Raw genomic sequence first — 18,810 nt, 5'->3', positions numbered from 1 at the left:
AAAACTTGCCACTCCTGGCGATGTTAAAAAATGTTATCTAGAAAAAATACGTCACATAATCTGATCATTGGTGGATGATCTCCACCAGCCGGTATGACAACCTGATAACACGACAAAAACAGGATTGCCTTGATGTTCGACGAGATCCCGACTCATGTGCTGAATGACAGCGCCCCTCAGCGGGTTCATCCGCTCGGCGCTGATCCTGTCTACCGCAGCCCTCTCTACAACGCGGCCAATGTCTGCGCCTTGCAGGCGCGCAAGCAGTCACTGCTTTCCTCTGGAGTACCCCATGAATAACAAGAATGTCGGTGTTGTCGGTCTGGGCGCGATGGGCCTGGGCATCGCCCGCTCATTGTTGCGCAGCGGTTTCAATGTGCATGCCTGTGATGTGCGGGCTGCGGTGACTGAACAATTTTCCGGGGAGGGCGGCGTGGCTTGCTCTTCGCCGTCGCACATGGCCGCTGAGTGCGACGTGATAGTGACCGTGGTGGTCAACGCCGAGCAGACCGAAACCGTACTGTTTGGTGAGGGTGGTGCCGTGGCCGCACTGCGGCCGGGCAGTCTGGTGATCGGCTGCGCCACCGTAGCCCCGACTTACGCGGTGGATCTGGGCCAGCGCCTGGCCGCGTTGGGCCTGCTGTATCTGGATGCACCGATTTCCGGTGGCGCCGCCAAGGCGGCCGCTGGCGAGATGACCATGATGACTTCGGGGCCGGCCGACGCCTATACCAAGGCTGAGTCAATCCTGGGGGGCATGGCCGGCAAGGTTTATCGCCTGGGTGACGTTCATGGCCTGGGGTCGAAGGTCAAAATCATCAATCAGCTGCTCGCCGGGGTGCATATTGCCGCCTCTGCCGAAGCCATGGCGCTGGGCCTGCGCGAAGGGGTCGATGCCGATGCGCTGTATGAGGTGATCACCCATAGCGCCGGTAATTCCTGGATGTTCGAAAACCGCGTACCGCACATTCTCAAGGCCGACTACACACCGTTGTCTGCGGTGGATATTTTCGTCAAGGACCTGGGCCTGGTACTGGATACCGCCCGGGCCAGCAAATTCCCGCTGCCGCTGTCGGCCACCGCTCACCAGATGTTCATGCAGGCGTCCAGTGCCGGCTTCGGCCGTGAGGACGACTCGGCGGTGATCAAGATTTTCCCGGGCATCGAATTGCCGACTGCCAAGCCCCAGTCCGTTTGAAGCCCGAGCCCGTTTGAGGAACACCCCATGACTACCTCCACCGCACGCCCGCTGCTGGGCTGCATCGCCGACGATTTCACCGGTGCCACGGACCTTGCCAACATGCTGGTGCGCGGCGGAATGCGTACCGTGCAAAGCATCGGAATCCCGAGCGCAGACGTTGCTGCCGGGCTTGACGCCGATGCGATCGTCATTGCCCTGAAGTCGCGCACCATTCCTGTCGCCGAAGCGGTCGAACAGTCCCTCGCAGCGCTGGCCTGGCTGCGCGAACAAGGCTGCGAGCAGATCTTCTTCAAATACTGCTCGACGTTCGAGTCCACCGCGGCCGGCAATATCGGCCAGGTCAGCGAAGCGCTGCTGGCCGCACTGGGTAGCGACTTCACCCTGGCCTGTCCGGCGTTCCCGGAGAATGGCCGGACAATCTTTCGCGGCCACTTGTTTGTGCAGGATCAACTGCTCAGCGAGTCGGGCATGCAGCATCACCCGCTGACGCCGATGACCGATGCCAACCTGGTTCGGGTCCTGCAATCGCAGACTGGCCTGAATGTCGGCCTGTTGCGTTACGACACCATTGCCCGCGGCGCTGAGCAGGTGCGTGCGCGAATCGCAGAGCTGAGGGTTCAAGGTGTCGGCATGGCCATCGCTGATGCCTTGTCGGACAGCGATCTGTACACCCTCGGCACCGCCTGCGCCGATCTGCCGTTGTTGACGGGTGGTTCGGGGCTGGCGCTGGGGTTGCCGGAAAATTTCCGTCGCGCTGGCAAGCTGCGCGACCTCGATGCCTCAAAGCTCCCGGCGGTGTTCGGCGGGGAAGTGGTGTTGGCCGGCAGTGCTTCGATCGCGACCAATGGACAAGTGGCGGCCTGGCTCGAAGCCGGGCGGCCGGCCTTGCGGATTGATCCGTTGGCCTTGGCCGCGGGTGAACCGGTGGTGGCGCAAGCCTTGACCTTCGCCCGTGATAACGAACAAACCGTATTGATCTACGCCACCAGCTCACCGGATGAGGTCAAGTCGGTGCAACAGCAACTGGGTGTCGAGCAGGCTGGCAGTCTGGTAGAAAACGCCTTTGGCGAAATTGCCCAAGGTCTGCGCCAGAGCGGCGTGCGCCGCTTCGTGATCGCCGGCGGAGAAACCTCGGGCGCTGTGGTTCAGGCGTTGGGCGTACAGCTGCTGCAGATCGGCGCGCAGATCGATCCGGGTGTGCCGGCGACCGTCAGCAATACTGACGAACCTTTGGCGCTGGCACTCAAATCGGGCAACTTCGGTGGCCGCGACTTCTTCAGCAAAGCCTTGAGCCAACTCGCGGGAGGTGCTCAGTGAGTAACGAAAACGCCCTGCGCGAAGAAATCTGCGAGGTTGGCCGCAGCCTTTACCAGCGCGGTTATACCGTCGGCAGCGCCGGCAATATCAGCGCGCGCCTGGATGACGGTTGGTTGATCACGCCGACCGATGTCTGCCTCGGGCGTCTCGACCCGGCGACCATCGCCAAGGTCAATCTGGCTGGCGAATGGGTGTCCGGTGACAGGCCTTCAAAGACCCTGGCGCTGCACCGCCAGGTGTACGACCGCAACCCGAGTGTCGGCGGCGTGGTGCATACCCATTCCACCCATCTGGTGGCGTTGACGCTGGCCGGTGTCTGGCAGGCAGACGACATCCTGCCGCCGCTGACGCCGTATCAGGTCATGAAAGTCGGACATATCCCGTTGATTGGCTACCAGCGACCCGGTTCGCCGAAGGTTGCCGAGCAAGTCGCGCAGCTGGCCAATAGTGTTCGTGGCGTGATGCTCGAACGGCTTGGCCCGGTGGTCTGGGAGAGTTCGGTGTCCAGGGCCAATTACGCCCTGGAGGAGCTTGAGGAAACTGCACGGCTCTGGCTGATGAGCGATCCCAAACCGGAACCTCTCGACCAGGCGGCTTTGGACGAGTTGCGAGAGACCTTCGGCGCGACCTGGTAAAGCGCTGGCTTAACACGACAAATCGATACAGCAGGCCCTGTACATGAGACGCGCAGCGACTCTCGACGGACCCGGCTTGCCTGAAAAAACAATAACAACAGGAAATCCAAGCATGACTCACCTTCACTGCGGCATTTTCAGATTCAGTGGCAGAACCGTTTCGTTTACCCGGCGTGGAGGGGTTCTGAAATGAGCCCGTTAGTCCTGATGATTACCGCAGGGGTGGGCATCGCGCTGTTGTTGTTCCTGGTGCTCAAGTACAAGTTCCAACCCTTCGTAGCGTTGATGCTGGTGAGCATTCTGGTGGCGCTGGTGGCCGGGGTGAAACCGGCCGATCTGGTGGCGACCATCGAAGGCGGCATGGGCAAGACCCTGGGCCATATCGCGATCATCATTGCCTTGGGCGCGATGATCGGGCGGATCATCGAACTCTCCGGCGGTGCCGAGGCGCTGGCCAAGACCCTGATTGCTCGTTTCGGCAACCGGCGCACACCGCTGGCGCTGACGATTGCCGGTTTCATGGTCGGGGTGCCGGTGTTCTTCGAGGTCGGCGTGATCATCCTGATGCCGCTGGCCTATGGCATTGCGCGCAGTGCGCGTAAGCCGCTGTTGGTCTTCGCACTGCCGATGTGCGCGGCCTTGTTGACCGTACACGCCTTTCTGCCGCCACACCCGGGCGCCGTGGCCGCTGCCAGTCAATTGGGCGCGGACCTGGGCCGTGTGCTGATGTTCGGTCTGCCGCTAACCGCGTTCCTTTGCTATGTCGGCTACCGCGTGGCCGGGCGCATGACCCGTCGGGTGTACCCGATGACCGACGATATTCGTGCCGAGGTCTATGGCCCGCATGTCACCAACGAGGATCTGGCCGCCTGGTCCAATGGCAACGACAAGAGCACTGAGCGAGCGGCTGTGGCCGTGTCGCACATGGGCCTGGAAGAGTCCACCAGCAGCATCGTTTCCAAGTTGCCGCCGGCACCCCCACCAGGGTTTGGTTTGATCGTCAGCCTGATCCTGCTGCCCATCATTCTGATTCTGCTGGGAACGCTGTCCACCTCGTTGCTGCCTGCCGAATCGACCCTGCGCGGCATCATGACCGTGCTCGGCGCGCCGCTGGTGGCGCTGCTGATCGACACCTTGCTGTGTGCCTGGTTGCTGGGTTCGCGTCGGGGCTGGAGCCGGACTCAGGTGTCTGATGTGATCGGCTCGGCCTTGCCCGGTGTGGCCATGGTGATCCTGATTGCCGGTGCCGGCGGGGTGTTTGGCAAGGTGCTGGTGGATACCGGAATCGGCGCCGTGGTCTCCGATATGCTGCGCACCACCGGTCTGCCGGTGCTGGCGCTGGGCTTTCTGCTGACCCTGCTGTTGCGCGCGGTGCAGGGCTCGACGACGGTGGCGCTGGTGACCACTGCCGGCATCATCAGCCCGCTGATTGCGACCCTCAATCTCACCCCGAACCACATGGCCCTGCTGTGCCTGGCCATGGGCGGTGGCGGGTTGGCCATGTCCCATATCAATGACGCCGGTTACTGGATCTTCACCAAGCTGTCCGGGCTGAACGTGGCCGACGGCTTGCGCACCTGGACGGTGTTGACCACTTTGCTCGGCACCTTGGGTTTCTGTATTACCCTGCTGATCTGGCCATTTGTCTAACGAACTGTCGACCTGTAGGAGTACGGCTTACCGGCGATGCGTCCTTGAGATCGCCTTCGCCGGCAAGCCGTGTTCCTACAAAAGCCATCTATAGGAGCTACCATGCCTCGTTTTGCTGCCAACCTCAGCATGCTCTACCCGGAACATGCGTTTCTGGATCGCTTCGCCGCCGCGGCTGCCGATGGTTTCGAAGCGGTGGAGTATCTGTTTCCCTACGACTACAGCGCTGAAGAGCTCCAGCAACGCTTGAGCGATAACGGCCTGGTGCAGGCGCTGTTCAACGCGCCGCCCGGTGATTGGGCGGCGGGTGAGCGGGGCACGGTGTCGTTACCGGGTCGTGAGAGTGAATTTCGTAGTGGTTTTGATCGCGCCCTGGAGTACGCCGGCGTGTTGGGCAATTCACGTATCCATGTGATGGCTGGGCTGTTGCCGTCGGAAAGCGATCGCCCACGGCATCACGGCGTGTACCTGGAGAACCTCGCTTATGCCACCGCCCGGGCGGCCAAGGTCGGTATCACGGTGCTGCTGGAACCGATCAATACGCGGGACATGCCGGGCTTTTTCCTCAACCGGCAGGACCAGGCCCAGGCCATCTGCAAGGAAGTAGGCGCCAGTAACCTGAAGGTTCAGTTCGACTGTTATCACTGCCAAATCGTCGAGGGCGACCTGGCCACCAAACTGCGTCGGGACTTCGACGGTATCGGCCATATCCAGATCGCCGGCGTGCCAGACCGGCATGAGCCGGACCTGGGAGAAGTCAACTATCCCTATCTGTTCGAGTTGATCGACCAGTTGGGTTATGACGGCTGGGTAGGGTGCGAATATCGGCCGCGTGGCAATACTTCGGCCGGCTTGCAATGGCTACGGGACTGGAAGGCGCGCTAAGCGCAACAGAGGAGGGGGGCGACGGACGCTGCCGGAGCCCGTCGTTTCAGTCAGACGGCAACAACAGTTCGACACCTTGCTTGCGAATGCCATCGGCCGCGGCCGGGGTCAACGCGTCGTCGCTGAGGATAATGTCGAACTGCTCTAGCCCGGCAATCTTGTACATGCTGAATGTGCCGTATTTCGAACTGCTGGCCACCAGCACCACTTGCGAGGCCGATTGCATCGCGGCTTGTTTCACCTCCACCTTCAGGGCCGAAGGCGTGGTGAGGCCGCGACGCAAATCCCATGAGCTGGTCGATATGAACGCGATGTCGGTGACGACCTGGCGCAGGGTGGCAACCGCCAGGCCGCCGACGCACGATTGATTGGAGTGATCCAGCTGCCCGCCGGTATGAATCACCGTGACATGGGGGGCTTCGATCAGCGCCTGGACAATGCCGAAGTCGTTAGTCACCACGGTCATGCCGGACAGCGCCTTGATGTAGGGGACGATTTCCAGTGTGCTGGTTCCCGCATCCAGGTAGATCGTCATATCGGCATGCAGTAGCCGGGCGGCGAGCTTGGCCATGGATTGCTTCTGTGGCAACTCGACCACCGCCTTGAGCTGGTGGCTGGGCTCACTATGGAGCTGGCTGGCGATCCGCACCCCACCCGTTACCGAGTAAGCACGACCTTCCTGCTCCAGCAACGCGATATCGCGACGTATGGTCATGTGCGAACAGTCGAACATTTCCATCAACTGATGAACACTCAGCACCTGATGCTTGCGCAACTGTCGCAGCATCAATTCACGGCGCTGTTCAGGAATCATCGGTGCGCCGCTTTCGGCGGCGATGTCCTTTTGAGTAGGCATACGGGCTCCAGATTGAGGAAAGCTGACGGTCAAACATAGTAGCGAATCTGTGGCGGGATCAGTAGCGCGGCGATGTGACGGGGCCTGGGGGCAAAGACCGTCACTCTGGCTTGCTGGGTGCCTGGGACTTAAATTGAGCCACGATTCGCGTGGACAGTGCTTCCTGCTCTTTCGATATGTAGCCAGTGAAGGCACAATGCGCATCCTTTTTTGGCTGGCCTTGCCGGAGGCGCCTCGAAATGATCAAAACACCGTACTACCTCATCGATAAACAAAAGCTGCTGGCGAACATGCAGAAGATCGCCTATGTGCGCGAACAATCCGGGGCCAAGGCGCTCCTGGCACTCAAGTGCTTCGCCACCTGGTCGGTGTTCGACCTGATGCAGCAATACATGGACGGCACCACGTCGTCGTCGCTCTACGAGCTCAAGCTCGGTCGACAGAAGTTCGCTGGCGAGACCCATGCCTACAGCGTGGCCTGGGCCGACGACGAGATCGAGGAGATGCTCGACAACTGCGACAAGATCATCTTCAACTCCATCGGTCAGTTGCAGCGCTACACCGAGGCTTCGGCCGGCAAGGTGCGCGGCCTGCGAGTCAATCCGCAGGTGAGCAGCTCGGATTATCTGCTGGCCGACCCTGCGCGACCGTTCAGCCGTCTGGGCGAGTGGGACCCGGAGAAGATCGAGCAGGTCATCGAGCAGATCTCTGGCTTCATGTTCCACAACAACTGCGAGAACGGTGATTTCGGCCTGTTCGACCAGATGCTGTGCACTATCGAAGAACGCTTCGGCGACTTGCTGCACAAGGTCGAGTGGGTCAGCCTCGGTGGCGGTATCCATTTCACTGGCGAAGGCTACGCGCTGGACGAGTTCTGCGCGCGCCTCAAGAGCTTCTCGCAAAAATACGGCGTGCAGGTCTACCTGGAGCCGGGCGAAGCGGCCATTACGCAGAGCGCTTCGCTGGAAGTCACCGTGCTCGACACCCTCTACAACGGCAAGCACCTGGCGGTTGTGGACAGCTCCATCGAAGCGCATATGCTCGATCTGCTGATCTATCGCCTGAATGCGAAGCTGGCGCCCAGCGAGGGCGAGCACACGTACATGGTGTGCGGCAAATCCTGCCTGGCCGGAGACATTTTCGGTGAGTATCAATTTGATCGTCCTTTGGCTATCGGGGATCGGCTGTCGTTCATCGACGCAGCGGGTTACACCATGGTCAAGAAGAACTGGTTCAACGGCCTGAAAATGCCGTCCATCGTGGTGAAACAACTCGACGGTACCGTCGAGGTGGTTCGTGAGTTTGGTTACAACGACTACATGTCCAGCCTTTCGTAAGCTGGCAGAGAAGGAGAGAGAGAGAAATTGAAGAAGAACGTGCTTATCATTGGTGCAGGAGGTGTCGCCAAGGTGGTGGCCCACAAGTGCGCGCAGCACAACGATGAACTCGGTCGTATTGCTATCGCGTCGCGCAACATCTCCAAGTGCCAGGCCATCATCGACAGCGTCAAGGCCAAGGGCAGCCTCAAAGTGCCCGCCGATATCCAGGCCTTCTCGCTGAACGCCATGGATGTGGAAGCGACCAAGGCGCTGATCCGCGAAACCGGATCGCAGATCGTCATCAACGTCGGTTCCGCCTTCCTCAACATGTCGGTGCTGCGCGCCTGCATCGATACCGGCGTGGCCTATCTGGACACCGCCATTCACGAAGAACCGGGCAAAATCTGCGAGACGCCGCCCTGGTATGGCAACTACGAGTGGAACCACCTCGAAGAGTGCAAAGAGAAGAACATTACCGCCATTCTCGGCGTGGGCTTCGACCCGGGTGTGGTCAACGCCTATGCAGCACTGGCGCAACAACAGTATTTCGACCGCATTGATTCGATCGACATTCTCGACGTCAACGCCGGTTCCCATGGCAAGTATTTCGCCACCAATTTCGACCCGGAAATCAACTTCCGCGAATTCACCGGACAAGTGTGGAGCTGGCAGAACAGTCAGTGGACCAGCAACACCATGTTCGAAGTCAAACGCACCGACGATCTGCCGGTCGTAGGCGCGCAGAACCTGTACCTGACCGGCCACGATGAAGTGCACTCGCTGTCGAAAAACCTCGACGTGCCCAACGTGCGTTTCTGGATGAGCTTCGGCGAGCACTACATCAATGTGTTCACCGTGCTCAGGAACCTCGGCCTGCTCTCCGAGCAACCGGTCAAGACCGCCGAGGGCCTGGAAGTCGTACCGCTGAAAGTGGTCAAGGCCGTGCTCCCTGATCCGAGCTCGCTGGCGCCCGGCTACACCGGCAAAACCTGCATCGGCGATCTGGTCAAGGGCACCAAGGATGGTCAGCCGCGCGAAGTGTTCATCTACAACGTGGCTGATCATGAAGACGCTTACGCGGAAACTGATAGCCAGGGCATTTCCTATACCGCAGGCGTGCCGCCCGTGGCCGCAGCCCTGCTGGTCGCCCGTGGCGAGTGGGACGTGCAGCGCATGGCCAACGTCGAGGAACTTCCGGCTGAGCCGTTCCTCAAGGCGCTGGATGTGATGGGCCTGCCGACCCGCATCAAGGACGAGAATGGAGATCGTCCCTGGAGCTGAAACGCTTGAGGCTCGCAACATACAGGTGAACCTCGTTTCCCGCTCCATACGCAAAAACGCCGCTCTTTGAGCGGCGTTTTGGTTTGTGCGTATTGTGTTGGGCTTGTTGAGGACGAGATCAAGAACTCTGCCTCCAGCATTCCCGCCCGTCACCCACATTGAACCCCAGCCCGTCGAACCGGCACTAACCCCTGGTTGCGTGGTCAGTAATTGGCGCCTGTAGCGACAAGGACCGTCTCTGATTGCGGCGCATCCAGCTACGTTTAGTGTTTTCTCCATGCCTTAGGGCAAAACGTTCGCGATGGATTGCGTCTTGAACCGACTTTTCCTTTTGCGAGCGACACTCTATGGGTTTGCTTCTCGATCCGCGTCATGACATTGATGCCGCTTTATTAAGCTATCGCCGGGTGTTCTGGTCGCTGGCGCTGTTCAGTGGGGTGATCAACCTGCTGGTGCTGGTGCCGTCGCTCTACATGATGCAGGTGTACGACCGGGTCCTCACCAGCCGCAACGAAACCACCTTGTTCATGCTCACCTTGATCGCCCTGGGACTGTTCATGTTCAGCGCCCTGATCGAGTGGGCACGCGGCGAGGTGATGATTCGTATGAGCGCGGGGCTGGACGATGCCTTGGGCGAGCGGATTTTCGACGCAGCCTTCGCTCGCAGCCTGCGCGAGCACAACGCCAACCCGGCGCAGGTGCTCATCGATCTGGCGACGCTGCGGCAGTTGATCACCGGCCAGGGCCTGATCGCCTTGCTCGATGCGCCGTGGTTGCCAATCTTCCTGCTGGTGGCGTTCATCTTTCATCCATGGTTCGGCGTACTGACGCTGGTTCTGGCCCTGGTGCTGATCGGCCTGGCGCTGTGGGGCGAATTGTCGACTCGCACACGCTTGGGCGAAGCCAATCGCCTGGGCGTGCAGTCGTCGATCTATGTAAACAGCACGTTTCACAATGCCGAAGTCATCCAGGCCCTGGGCATGCTCGGGCCGTTGCGCCAGCGTTGGAGCCTGCTGCAGCAACGCATCATTGCCGCCCAGGCCCATGCCAGCGACCGCGGCGCGCGTATCACTTCGATGACCCGTTTCGTGCGCATCTCCGGACAGTCGCTGGCACTGGGCTTGGGGGCGTTGCTGGTGCTTGAAGGCCAATTGTCGGCGGGCATGATGATTGCGATGTCGCTGCTGCTGGGGCGTGCCCTGGCGCCCGTGGAAATCGCCATCGGCTCGTGGAAGCAATTCAACTCCGGCCGCCAGAGCTACCAGCGCCTGAGTCAACTGCTTGCCCAGCATCCGCGCGAGCGCCTGCGCATGCCTTTGCCTCCGCCCACCGGGGCAGTGCGCCTGGAGCAGTTGTATGTCGGCCCGCCCGGCGCCACGCAACCGATCCTGCGGGGCATCAATTTCAGCCTGGCCAAAGGTGATGTACTCGCCGTCGTCGGCCCCAGCGCCAGTGGTAAATCAACGCTGGCCAGGGCGCTGGTCGGGGTATGGCCGGCCATGGGCGGGTCGGTGCGCCTGGACGACGCCGAGATCAGTCAATGGTCCCACGACGCCCTGGGCCCGCACCTTGGATACCTGCCGCAGGACATCGAGCTGTTCGACGGTAGTGTGGCCGACAACATTGCCCGCTTTGGCGAGCAGGACGCCGACAAGATCATCGCCGCCGGGCGTCACGCCGGCATTCACGAGATGATCCTGAGGTTCCCCAAGGGTTACGACACGCCGCTGGGCCCCGGCGGGCTTGGCTTGTCCGGTGGACAAAAGCAACGTCTCGGCCTGGCTCGCGCGCTCTATGGGCGCCCGTCGCTGATTGTGCTCGATGAGCCCAACTCCAACCTCGATGAAGCCGGGGAGCAGGCGCTGGTGCAGGCCATCCGTGCGCTCAAGGCTGCTGGCAGCACCGTGGTGCTGATTACCCACCGGCCTAATGTGCTGGCGGTGGTCGATCACATCCTGGTGCTCAAGGACGGCACTCAACAAGCATTCGGTCCACGGGACCGGGTGCTCAAAGCATTGATGCCGGGGCCAAGACCGGCCGCGGTCAGGGAGGCTGGCAAAGATGCGTGATCTGACCCCCGGAACACAAACGTACAGCGAGCAACGGCCGAGCGTGCGCGGCGCCACAACGCTGCCCTGCGCCAATACCGACGCCGGGGGGGCAGCACGCTATGGTCTGGGTTTCCTGGTCCTGACGCTGGGCGGCTTCCTGCTTTGGGCCTGCCTCGCGCCACTCGACCAGGGTGTCGTGGGCAGTGGCACCGTGGTGGTGGCGGGCGAACGCAAGGCTGTGCAGTCATTGGTCGGCGGGGTAGTGGAAAAGCTGCTGGTCAGCGATGGCGACCGCGTCACCCAGGGGCAGTTGCTGGTGCAGCTCAATACGGTGCAGGCGCAGTCGCAACGGGACGTGACGTTGGGCAAGTTGCTCAACGATCGCAGCGTCGAGGCGCGGTTGATTGCCGAGCGCCTGGGCTCAGCCGACATTCAATGGCCCGCTGAACTGCTGGAACATGCCGCCGAGCCGCGGGTCAAGGCCGCCATGGCCTTGCAGAGCCAGTTGTTTCTGACCCGCCGCGCAGAACTGGGCAGCCGCTTGCAGATCATCGAACACGAAGCCGCGGCATTGCAGCAGCAGTTGCAAGGCTACGAAGGCCTCAAGCGCAACTACGACACGCAGATGCGCTTCCAGCAGCAAGAGCTGGAAGGCCTGCGTGGATTGGCCAGTGAAGGCTACATTCCGCGCAACAAACTCTTCGAGGCCGAACGCAACGCAGCCCAATTGGCCGGGCAGATTTCCTCCGGGGTGGGCGATGTCGGCAGGACCCGCCAGGCGATCAATGAAAGCCGGCTCAAGGCCTTGCAGGCGCAGCAGGAATTTCGCCGCGATGCCGAAACCCAGCTCAGCGAGGTCTCTGCCGAGGCGGCAGGTTATGCCGATCAGATTCGTGCCTTGCAGTTTGAAGTCGACAACGGTGCGATCCGTGCGCCGGTGTCCGGGCAGGTCATGGACGTGAACATTCATACGGTCGGGGGCGTTGCGCAGGCCGGCCAAACCCTGATGCAAGTGGTGCCGCTGGATGCGCCGATGGCGATCACCGCGCGTTTCGAGCCGCTGATGGCCAATAAGTTGCGCCCGGGTCTGCCGGTGCATGTGCATTTCACCGCGCTGCAACGGGTGGATACGCCGACGGTCACCGGCACGGTGACTACGGTGTCGGCGGACCAGTTGATCAATGAACAGACGCACCAGCCGTACTTTTCCGCCAAGGTCGAAATTCCCGCCGACACCGTCGCCTCGCTGCAGGCCGCCGGCCTGCTGGTGCGCCCCGGCATGCTCGCCGATGTCACGGTGGTGACGGGGGAACGCACCTTTATGAATTACCTGATGAAACCTTTGCGTGAACGCTTGCTTGCGGCGTTCAAAGAGGAATGACCAGGATCGCTGCGTACGACGCCTCGCGCCTCAATGACCCGACCGTGTAATCGGCACACGGTCGTTTGTGATTGGGTCTGTGGTTAATGCCAATCAGTTAAGCCGCAACGCGATCCTTGTAGCAGCTGGCGAAGCCTGCGTTCGGCTGCGAAGCAGTCGTAAAACCAGTCACCGCGGTGTGTCAGTTAAACCGTGGGTTCAGGATTTACGACTGCTTCGCAGCCGAACGCAGGCTTCGCCAGCTGCTACAAGGATCGGGGTGCGGCTTAACTGACTGACATTAGGGTCTGTGGTGGTCTTTGGTTTTTCGGGCACTGCAAATCCCTTATGGGAGCGAGCAAGCTCGCTCCCATAAGACGTCAGGCTGTAAAGTCGCTGGCGTGCAGCTCCTTGACGCCCACCATTTGGACTTCGAACTCGGGGGTGGCGTCGGCGTTAACACTGCCGTAGAGAATGCCATCGGCAAAGCGCAGTTGGCCGGTGGCGTTGGCGGGGTCAAAGGCGTTGCTGCCGATGAAGGTGAAGGCGTCCATGTTGGCGGTCAGCGGGTTGGCGTCCAGGCCGGTAAGGTCCAGATGATCACCCTCGGTGGTCTTGAAACCGCTGATCACGTCACGCAAAGCGCCGACGCCCATGTCCGACAGCGCACCAAACGCGTAGGTATCCGCGCCAGTGCCACCGGTGAGCGTGTCGGTGCCTGCGCCGCCGATCAACCGGTCATCGCCCGAACCGCCCACCAGCGTGTCGTTGCCCGCACCACCGTTCAGAACGTTCGCTGCGCTGTTGCCCGACAGACTGTCGGCGTAGGCGCTTCCCGTCAGGTTTTCGAAGAATTTCAAGGTGTCGAGCCCGGAGCCCACGGTGTTTTGTTGCGCTGACGTCGAGAGGTTTACGGTAACGCCGGACAGGGCGCGTTCAAAAGACACCGTGTCATTGCCATCGCGCCCGTCCAGCACGTTGTTGCCGGCTCCGGCGAACAGCGTGTTGTCCAGCGCGTTGCCCGTGCCATTGGCGGCGCCAGTGCTATCGATATAAAGACGCTCGACGTTGTTGCCGAGGGTATAGGCCGCCAGTCTGCTGTGCACGCTGTCGATCCCTCCAGGCACCGCATTGCTGTTGGTCTCGATCACGGTGTCATCGGCGTTGTCGACATAGTAGGTGTCGTTGCCATCGCCACCACTCATGCTGTCGGCCCCTGCGGCACCATTGAGCACGTTGGCGGCGGCATTGCCGGTGATGAAGTTGCGCAGCTCATTACCGGTGCCGTCGATGTCCGACACGCCGGTCAGCACCAGATTCTCGAGGTTGGCGCCCAGGGTCCAGCTGACCGAGGCCTGCACCGTATCGATCTGCGAGGGCGAGGTGTTGGTTTCCACCACGCTGTCGGACGCGTTATCGACCACATAGATGTCATTGCCATCGCCACCGGTCATGGAGTCGGCGCCCAGGTCGCCATCCAGTGTGTCGTTGCCCGAGCTGCCCACCAGGGTATCTGCCTGATCGGTGCCGGAAATCATCCCGCCCTGGTTTTGAGCGTTGTCGAAAATCGCCTGCGCGCTGTTGTTGTCGCTGGGGTTGCCTTGAAAGCCAAGGTCATCGGCGATGTAGTCGGCCAGGCGCTGGCCGACGATTTCCGCCGATTCCTCGTGCAGGTGCCAGACGTCGTCGGGATACACCAGCGGATCGACTTCGTAGCGCAAGGGCAGGTCGGTGTAGTCCACCGCCAGCTTGACGTCAGCACGCTCGGCGGCGATTGATTCCTGGACGGCGCGGACATAGCCAACGCCCTCGACGATGGAGGCAATCTTCTCTGGCGAATAACCACGGGCGCGCGCCGCATCCTCCTGGTAGTGACCGGTTTCCATCATGTACACGCTGAAGCTGCCGAACTGGGTATGCAGGTAATCAAACACCTTCAGGGTCGCGTCCTTGTAGGCAGCGGCCGCCGCTGTTTTGTCCGTGGCACGGCCGATCTCCTGGGCGGCTTCCTCGCCCTGGCCCCAAATGATGCCCATGGTGACGTTATCGATCGATTGCAGTTCGGTACGCTGGTCCCCCAGCAACGCGACGGCACGCAACAGCGCAGCCCCGGGCTGATTGGTGTCGGTCAACCACCAGCACAACTTGAGTTCCTCGGCGCTCATGGTCGACAGGCCGTTGACCGTGCTGCCGCCCACCGCGATGTCGATGCCGTTGCCATCGGCGTCGGTGAACTGGCTGCGCACGTCATAGGGGGTGTAGCGGTCCAGGTCTTCGACCAGCATCGAGGTGCCGGACTGATTGTCGTCCTCCGTCATGCGCAGCAGGCGCGCATTGGATTGGCCGAGGGTGGGCAGGTAGAGGATGTCCTGCTGGGCGCGCTCGCCGAACACGAAATCACTGGCGGTCAGCGTGTTGAGGTAGTTGCCATTGAGGGCGATTTCGAAGCGATTGCCATCGGCGTCGGACTCGGCGGATTTGATGTAGGTCTTGTCGCCGGCCGCGTTGAGGGTCATGTACAACGTGCCATTGCTGCCATCGCCGAGGCCGAGAAACCCCAGGCCTGACACATCAATCTTGTCGACGCCCGCGGTGAAGTCATAAATCGTGTCGGTGGCCGTGACGCCACCGGTGTCGTAGTCGCGGTAGCTGTCGAGCACGTTGGTGTAGCGGAAGGTGTCGGCCCCGTCGCCGCCGTACAGCGAGTCGCGTCCGGCGCCACCGTCGACGATGTCCGCGCCGGTGCCGGCCTTGATTGTGTCATTGCCACCGAGGCCGAGGATCAGGTCCGCGCCCGCCGTGCCGTTGAGGGCTTCGGCATTGTTGGTGCCGGCGATGGTATTGGCGGGCGCATCGGCCACCGCCAGGGCGAAGCTGTCACTGACCGACGCTCCTGAAGGATCGGTGGCCTTGACCAGTACGTTGTAATTGCCCGACGCCGTGCTGATCGGCGTACCGGTGAACGTCAGGCTGGCCGCGTTGAAACTCAGCCACGCGGGCAGGGCGCTACCGTCAGCGAGGGTCGCGGTGTAGGTCAACGCATCCTGGTCGGCGTCGGTGAAGCTGTCATGGGTGACGGTGTAATTGAACGGCGTGTTTTCGGTGGCGTTCTGGTCGAGGAGGGGAATGGCCACCACCGGCGCTACATTGCTGGGTGCGTTCTGGCCGGCGAAAACAAAATGACTCGCCGTCAGGCTGCTCACCAGGTTGCCCGCCATCGACAATTCGAAGCGGTTGCCGTTCGCGTCGACGGTGAGATCCTTGAGGTAGGTGCGGTTGCTCGAAGCACTGTAGGTCACTTGCAGCGTGCCGTTCAGGCCATTGCCCAGGGCCGTGTAGCCGAGCGCCGAGACATCGATCTTGTCGGCGGCCACGTCGAAATCGAGGATCTGGTCACTGACGCTGGTGGAACTGGTGCGGTAGCTGTCGAGTGTCGAGGTGTAGCGGAACACATCGGCACCCGCGCCACCGGTGAGTTTGTCCACCCCGGCGCCACCGACCAGGATGTCGTTGCCCGCGCCGCCATTCAGCGTGTCGTTACCGGCGCCACCGAAGAGTTGTTCGTTGGCAGCGGTGCCGGTCAGCGTGTCGTTGTTCGGCGTGCCATTGATCACAGTGGGTGAGGCGGGCACGTCCTGCACGGCGAGGGTAAAGCTGTCGCTGACGGTGGCGTTGCTGCCATCAGTCGCGGTGACTTGTATGGAGTAAGTGCCCGATGCGGTATCGCTGGGTGTGCCGCTGAACGTACGAGTCGCTGCATCGAATGTCAGCCAGCTGGGCAGGGAGCTGCCATTCGCCAGTTTGGCGATGTAGCTGAGGCTGTCGTTATCCGGATCGGTGAAGCTGGTGGCCGGCACCACGTAGCTGAACGGGGTGTTTTCGGTCGCGTTTTGATCCAGCAACGCCGTTGCTACCACCGGCGCATGGTTGACCGTTGGCGAAGTGGCGAAGACGAAATTGGCGCTGGTCAGCTTGTCGACGTAGTTGCCGTTCAGCGTCACTTCAAAGCGGTTGCCATCGGCGTCGGCGGCCAGGGACTTGATGTAAGTCTTGGTGCCGGCACTGTTGAGCACCAGGGACACAGTGTTGTTCTTGCCATCACCCAAGCCGGTGAAACCTAAGGCCGAGAGGTCGATCTTGTCGGCGCTGATATCGAAATCGGTGATCACGTCGCTAAGGTTGGCACCGCCGGTGTTGTAGTTGCGGTAGCTGTCCATGCGATTGGAGAACACAAAGGTGTCCGCTCCGGCACCACCGGTGAGGGTGTCCATGCCGGCGCCGCCGTCGAGCTTGTCGTCGCCCGCGCCGCCACCAAGGCTGTCGTTACCCGCGAGGCCGAGCAGGGTGTCCGCCGAATCGGTACCCAGCAGCGAGTCGCTGCCGCTGGTGCCGGTGACCACGTGATTGAAGATGAAATTGCTGGCGGTCAGGGTGCTGGCGAGGTTGCCCGAGAGAATCAACTCGAAGCGATTGCCGCTGGCGTCGGCATCGTAGTCCTTGATGTAGGTGCGGTCGTTGCTGGCGCTGTAGCTGACCTGCAGGGTGCCGCCACGACCATTGCCCAAACCCGTGAAACCGAGGCCGGCGAGGTCGATCTTGTCCTGGGTGACGTCGAAGTCGGTAATGGTGTCATCGAAGCTTGCGGTTGCGTTGCGGTAACTGTCGGACTGAGCGACGAAACGGAACGTATCGGCGCCGGTACCGCCGGTGAGTTTGTCGGTGCCTGCACCGCCCACCAGAATGTCGCCGCCGGCCCCGCCATTGATGGTGTCGTTGCCGGCTGCGCCGTAGAGAATCTCGCTGGCGGCACTGCCCAGCAGGGTGTCGTTGCCAGCCGTACCTTGCACGGTGGTCATCGGCGCCGTGGCACTGGCGTAGCTGCCGTCGCCATAGACCAGCGTCGCGCCCTTGCTGGTGTGGCTGATGGTGTTGCCAATAATGGCGTTGCGGTCGGTGCCGTCTTCATTGCGCTCCGCAACACCGTAGGTCGACAGGTTGCTGCCGCTGATGATGTTGCCCTGGATCGTGTTGTCGCTGCCGTTGAAGTACTTGCCGGACACGCCCAGGGTGTCGTCGTAGGACTGGATGATGATTTCCGGTACGGGGTTGCCCAGGGAATTGTTGTTGAGCGTGTTGTCGATGATCTCGACGTGGTTGCTGCCGTAGATGCGGATCCCGGCGCTGGCGTTGTCGTGAATGTCGACGTCGCTGACGGTCACCTCGCTGGACAGCTTGATCAGCACCCCTTCGGCGCCGTTGCCGTACACCTCGCCACCGGTGATGGTGATGTTGCTGGGGGAGGGGATGTTCTCGCTGCCGCGCTGCACCACGATGCCGTTGCCGCCATTGTTGTAGGCAACGTTGTTGGTGAGGGTGAAGTCGTGGGTACTGGTGACGACGTTGAAACCGTGGCGGTCATTGTCGTAGGCGACGTTGTTTTCGAAGGTGCTGTCGCTGAGGAAGTCAGCAACGAAGCCGTCCAGGCCATTGCCGTGGGACACGCTGTTCTTGATGACCATGTTGACGGTCTGCTCGTGGGGGTCGAAACCGTACCCGGAGCAATCCTTGATCTCGACGCTGTCGAGGGTGACGTTGGAGTCGTAGCCTTCCTGGCCGGGGATGAAGCCATTGAACCAACCGTCGATCTTGCCGGTGGTGTGGTCACGGTTGCCGTCGATGGTGAGGTTGCTGACGCCAAAGTCGTGGGTTTCCTCGCCATAGGCCGAGCGGATGACACCCGTGATCTTGGTGTCGGAGCCGTCAGCCACTTTGACGGTGGTTTTGCCCATGCCGTCGCCGTTCAGGTAGACGTTGCTCTTGAGCATCAGGCAACCGTCGGAGGGTTCCTCGCCTCCCGAAACGATATAAGTTCCGGTCGGCACATACACCTCCCCCCCACCTGCGGCGGCCGCTGCATCAATCGCACTTTGTATTGCCGCGGTGTCGTCTGTGATGCCATCTCCTTTGGCGCCAAAATTTTGAACATTGAAAATCATGAGCTTATCTCCGTATCGGGCTAAAACCTCGGAAGATGCCAATATTCCATCGACAGCCACGGTGTTAGGGCCCAACGAAGCGCAAAAGTTGTGACCACATATCGGGGAGGTGTCAAAAAACCGCACTAACTGATCAGCGGTTGTGAGGTATTTCGAGACAATAACGTTCTGTTGACGCCCGCTCAGTAAGCGAACAAGCCCACTCTTACGGGTTCCGCGGTTATCGACGTCGAGATCGAGAAGCCTTTTTCCATCAGGC

General features: G+C 61.2%; 12 protein-coding genes. 10 read left to right on the top strand and 2 right to left on the bottom strand.

Annotation, left to right across the window (positions count from 1 at the left end; genetic code table 11):
• Window positions 1–132 precede the first annotated feature (132 nt).
• From CUN63_RS31780 to otnI, 6 genes are all read left to right on the top strand, one after another.
• On the top strand, window positions 133–300 hold the full coding sequence (locus CUN63_RS31780) for a hypothetical protein (protein WP_165353289.1): 168 nt from the start codon (window positions 133–135) through the stop codon (window positions 298–300).
• The gene (gene ltnD / locus CUN63_RS27685) at window positions 293–1,198 is read left to right on the top strand and encodes an L-threonate dehydrogenase (protein ID WP_129444131.1); all 906 of its coding nucleotides are present in this window, start codon (window positions 293–295) and stop codon (window positions 1,196–1,198) included. The genes CUN63_RS31780 and ltnD overlap by 8 nt, the downstream gene beginning before the upstream one ends.
• 27 nt (window positions 1,199–1,225) lie before the next feature.
• The gene (otnK, locus tag CUN63_RS27680; RefSeq protein WP_129444129.1) at window positions 1,226–2,518 is read left to right on the top strand and encodes a 3-oxo-tetronate kinase; all 1,293 of its coding nucleotides are present in this window, start codon (window positions 1,226–1,228) and stop codon (window positions 2,516–2,518) included.
• On the top strand, window positions 2,515–3,153 hold the full coding sequence (locus CUN63_RS27675) for an aldolase (protein ID WP_129444127.1): 639 nt from the start codon (window positions 2,515–2,517) through the stop codon (window positions 3,151–3,153). The genes otnK and CUN63_RS27675 overlap by 4 nt, the downstream gene beginning before the upstream one ends.
• Window positions 3,154–3,342: 189 nt before the next feature.
• Window positions 3,343–4,803 carry an SLC13 family permease gene (locus CUN63_RS27670; protein ID WP_129444125.1) on the top strand — a complete coding sequence of 487 codons (1,461 nt, stop codon included), beginning with the start codon at window positions 3,343–3,345 and terminating at the stop codon, window positions 4,801–4,803.
• A gap of 102 nt (window positions 4,804–4,905) precedes the next feature.
• A complete protein-coding gene (gene otnI / locus CUN63_RS27665; protein ID WP_129444123.1) occupies window positions 4,906–5,688 on the top strand; it encodes a 2-oxo-tetronate isomerase in 783 nt (260 codons plus the stop codon).
• A 46-nt stretch (window positions 5,689–5,734) separates the two neighbouring features.
• Here the strand turns inward: otnI and CUN63_RS27660 are convergent, their stop codons facing one another.
• A complete protein-coding gene (locus tag CUN63_RS27660; protein ID WP_129444121.1) occupies window positions 5,735–6,544 on the bottom strand; it encodes a DeoR/GlpR family DNA-binding transcription regulator in 810 nt (269 codons plus the stop codon).
• 239 nt (window positions 6,545–6,783) lie between these two features.
• Between CUN63_RS27660 and nspC the strand changes: the two genes are divergently transcribed.
• The 4 genes from nspC to CUN63_RS27640 all read left to right on the top strand — a co-directional run bounded on the left by nspC (window position 6,784) and on the right by CUN63_RS27640 (window position 12,576).
• Entirely contained in the window at window positions 6,784–7,881 is a 1,098-nt protein-coding gene (gene nspC / locus CUN63_RS27655) for a carboxynorspermidine decarboxylase (protein ID WP_129444119.1), read from the top strand.
• Window positions 7,882–7,908: 27 nt separating this feature from the next.
• Window positions 7,909–9,144 (top strand): saccharopine dehydrogenase family protein, encoded by a 1,236-nt coding sequence (locus CUN63_RS27650; protein WP_129444117.1) that lies wholly within the window; start codon window positions 7,909–7,911, stop codon window positions 9,142–9,144.
• Between the two features lie 347 nt (window positions 9,145–9,491).
• Complete coding sequence (locus CUN63_RS27645) at window positions 9,492–11,213, top strand: type I secretion system permease/ATPase (RefSeq protein WP_129444115.1); 1,722 nt, start codon at window positions 9,492–9,494, stop codon at window positions 11,211–11,213.
• Complete coding sequence (locus CUN63_RS27640) at window positions 11,206–12,576, top strand: HlyD family type I secretion periplasmic adaptor subunit (RefSeq protein WP_129444113.1); 1,371 nt, start codon at window positions 11,206–11,208, stop codon at window positions 12,574–12,576. The genes CUN63_RS27645 and CUN63_RS27640 overlap by 8 nt, the downstream gene beginning before the upstream one ends.
• Window positions 12,577–12,935: 359 nt before the next feature.
• On the opposite strand, the gene CUN63_RS27635 is transcribed toward CUN63_RS27640, so the two are convergent.
• Complete coding sequence (locus CUN63_RS27635; protein ID WP_129444111.1) at window positions 12,936–18,551, bottom strand: putative Ig domain-containing protein; 5,616 nt, start codon at window positions 18,549–18,551, stop codon at window positions 12,936–12,938.
• Between the last annotated feature and the right edge of the window lie 259 nt (window positions 18,552–18,810).

Origin of the sequence: Pseudomonas sp. ACM7, from assembly GCF_004136015.1 — a bacterium.
Lineage (GTDB): Bacteria > Pseudomonadota > Gammaproteobacteria > Pseudomonadales > Pseudomonadaceae > Aquipseudomonas > Aquipseudomonas frigoris.
The sequence above is the reverse complement of the archived record's forward strand: the minus strand, read 5'-3'. Positions and strand labels throughout refer to the sequence as shown.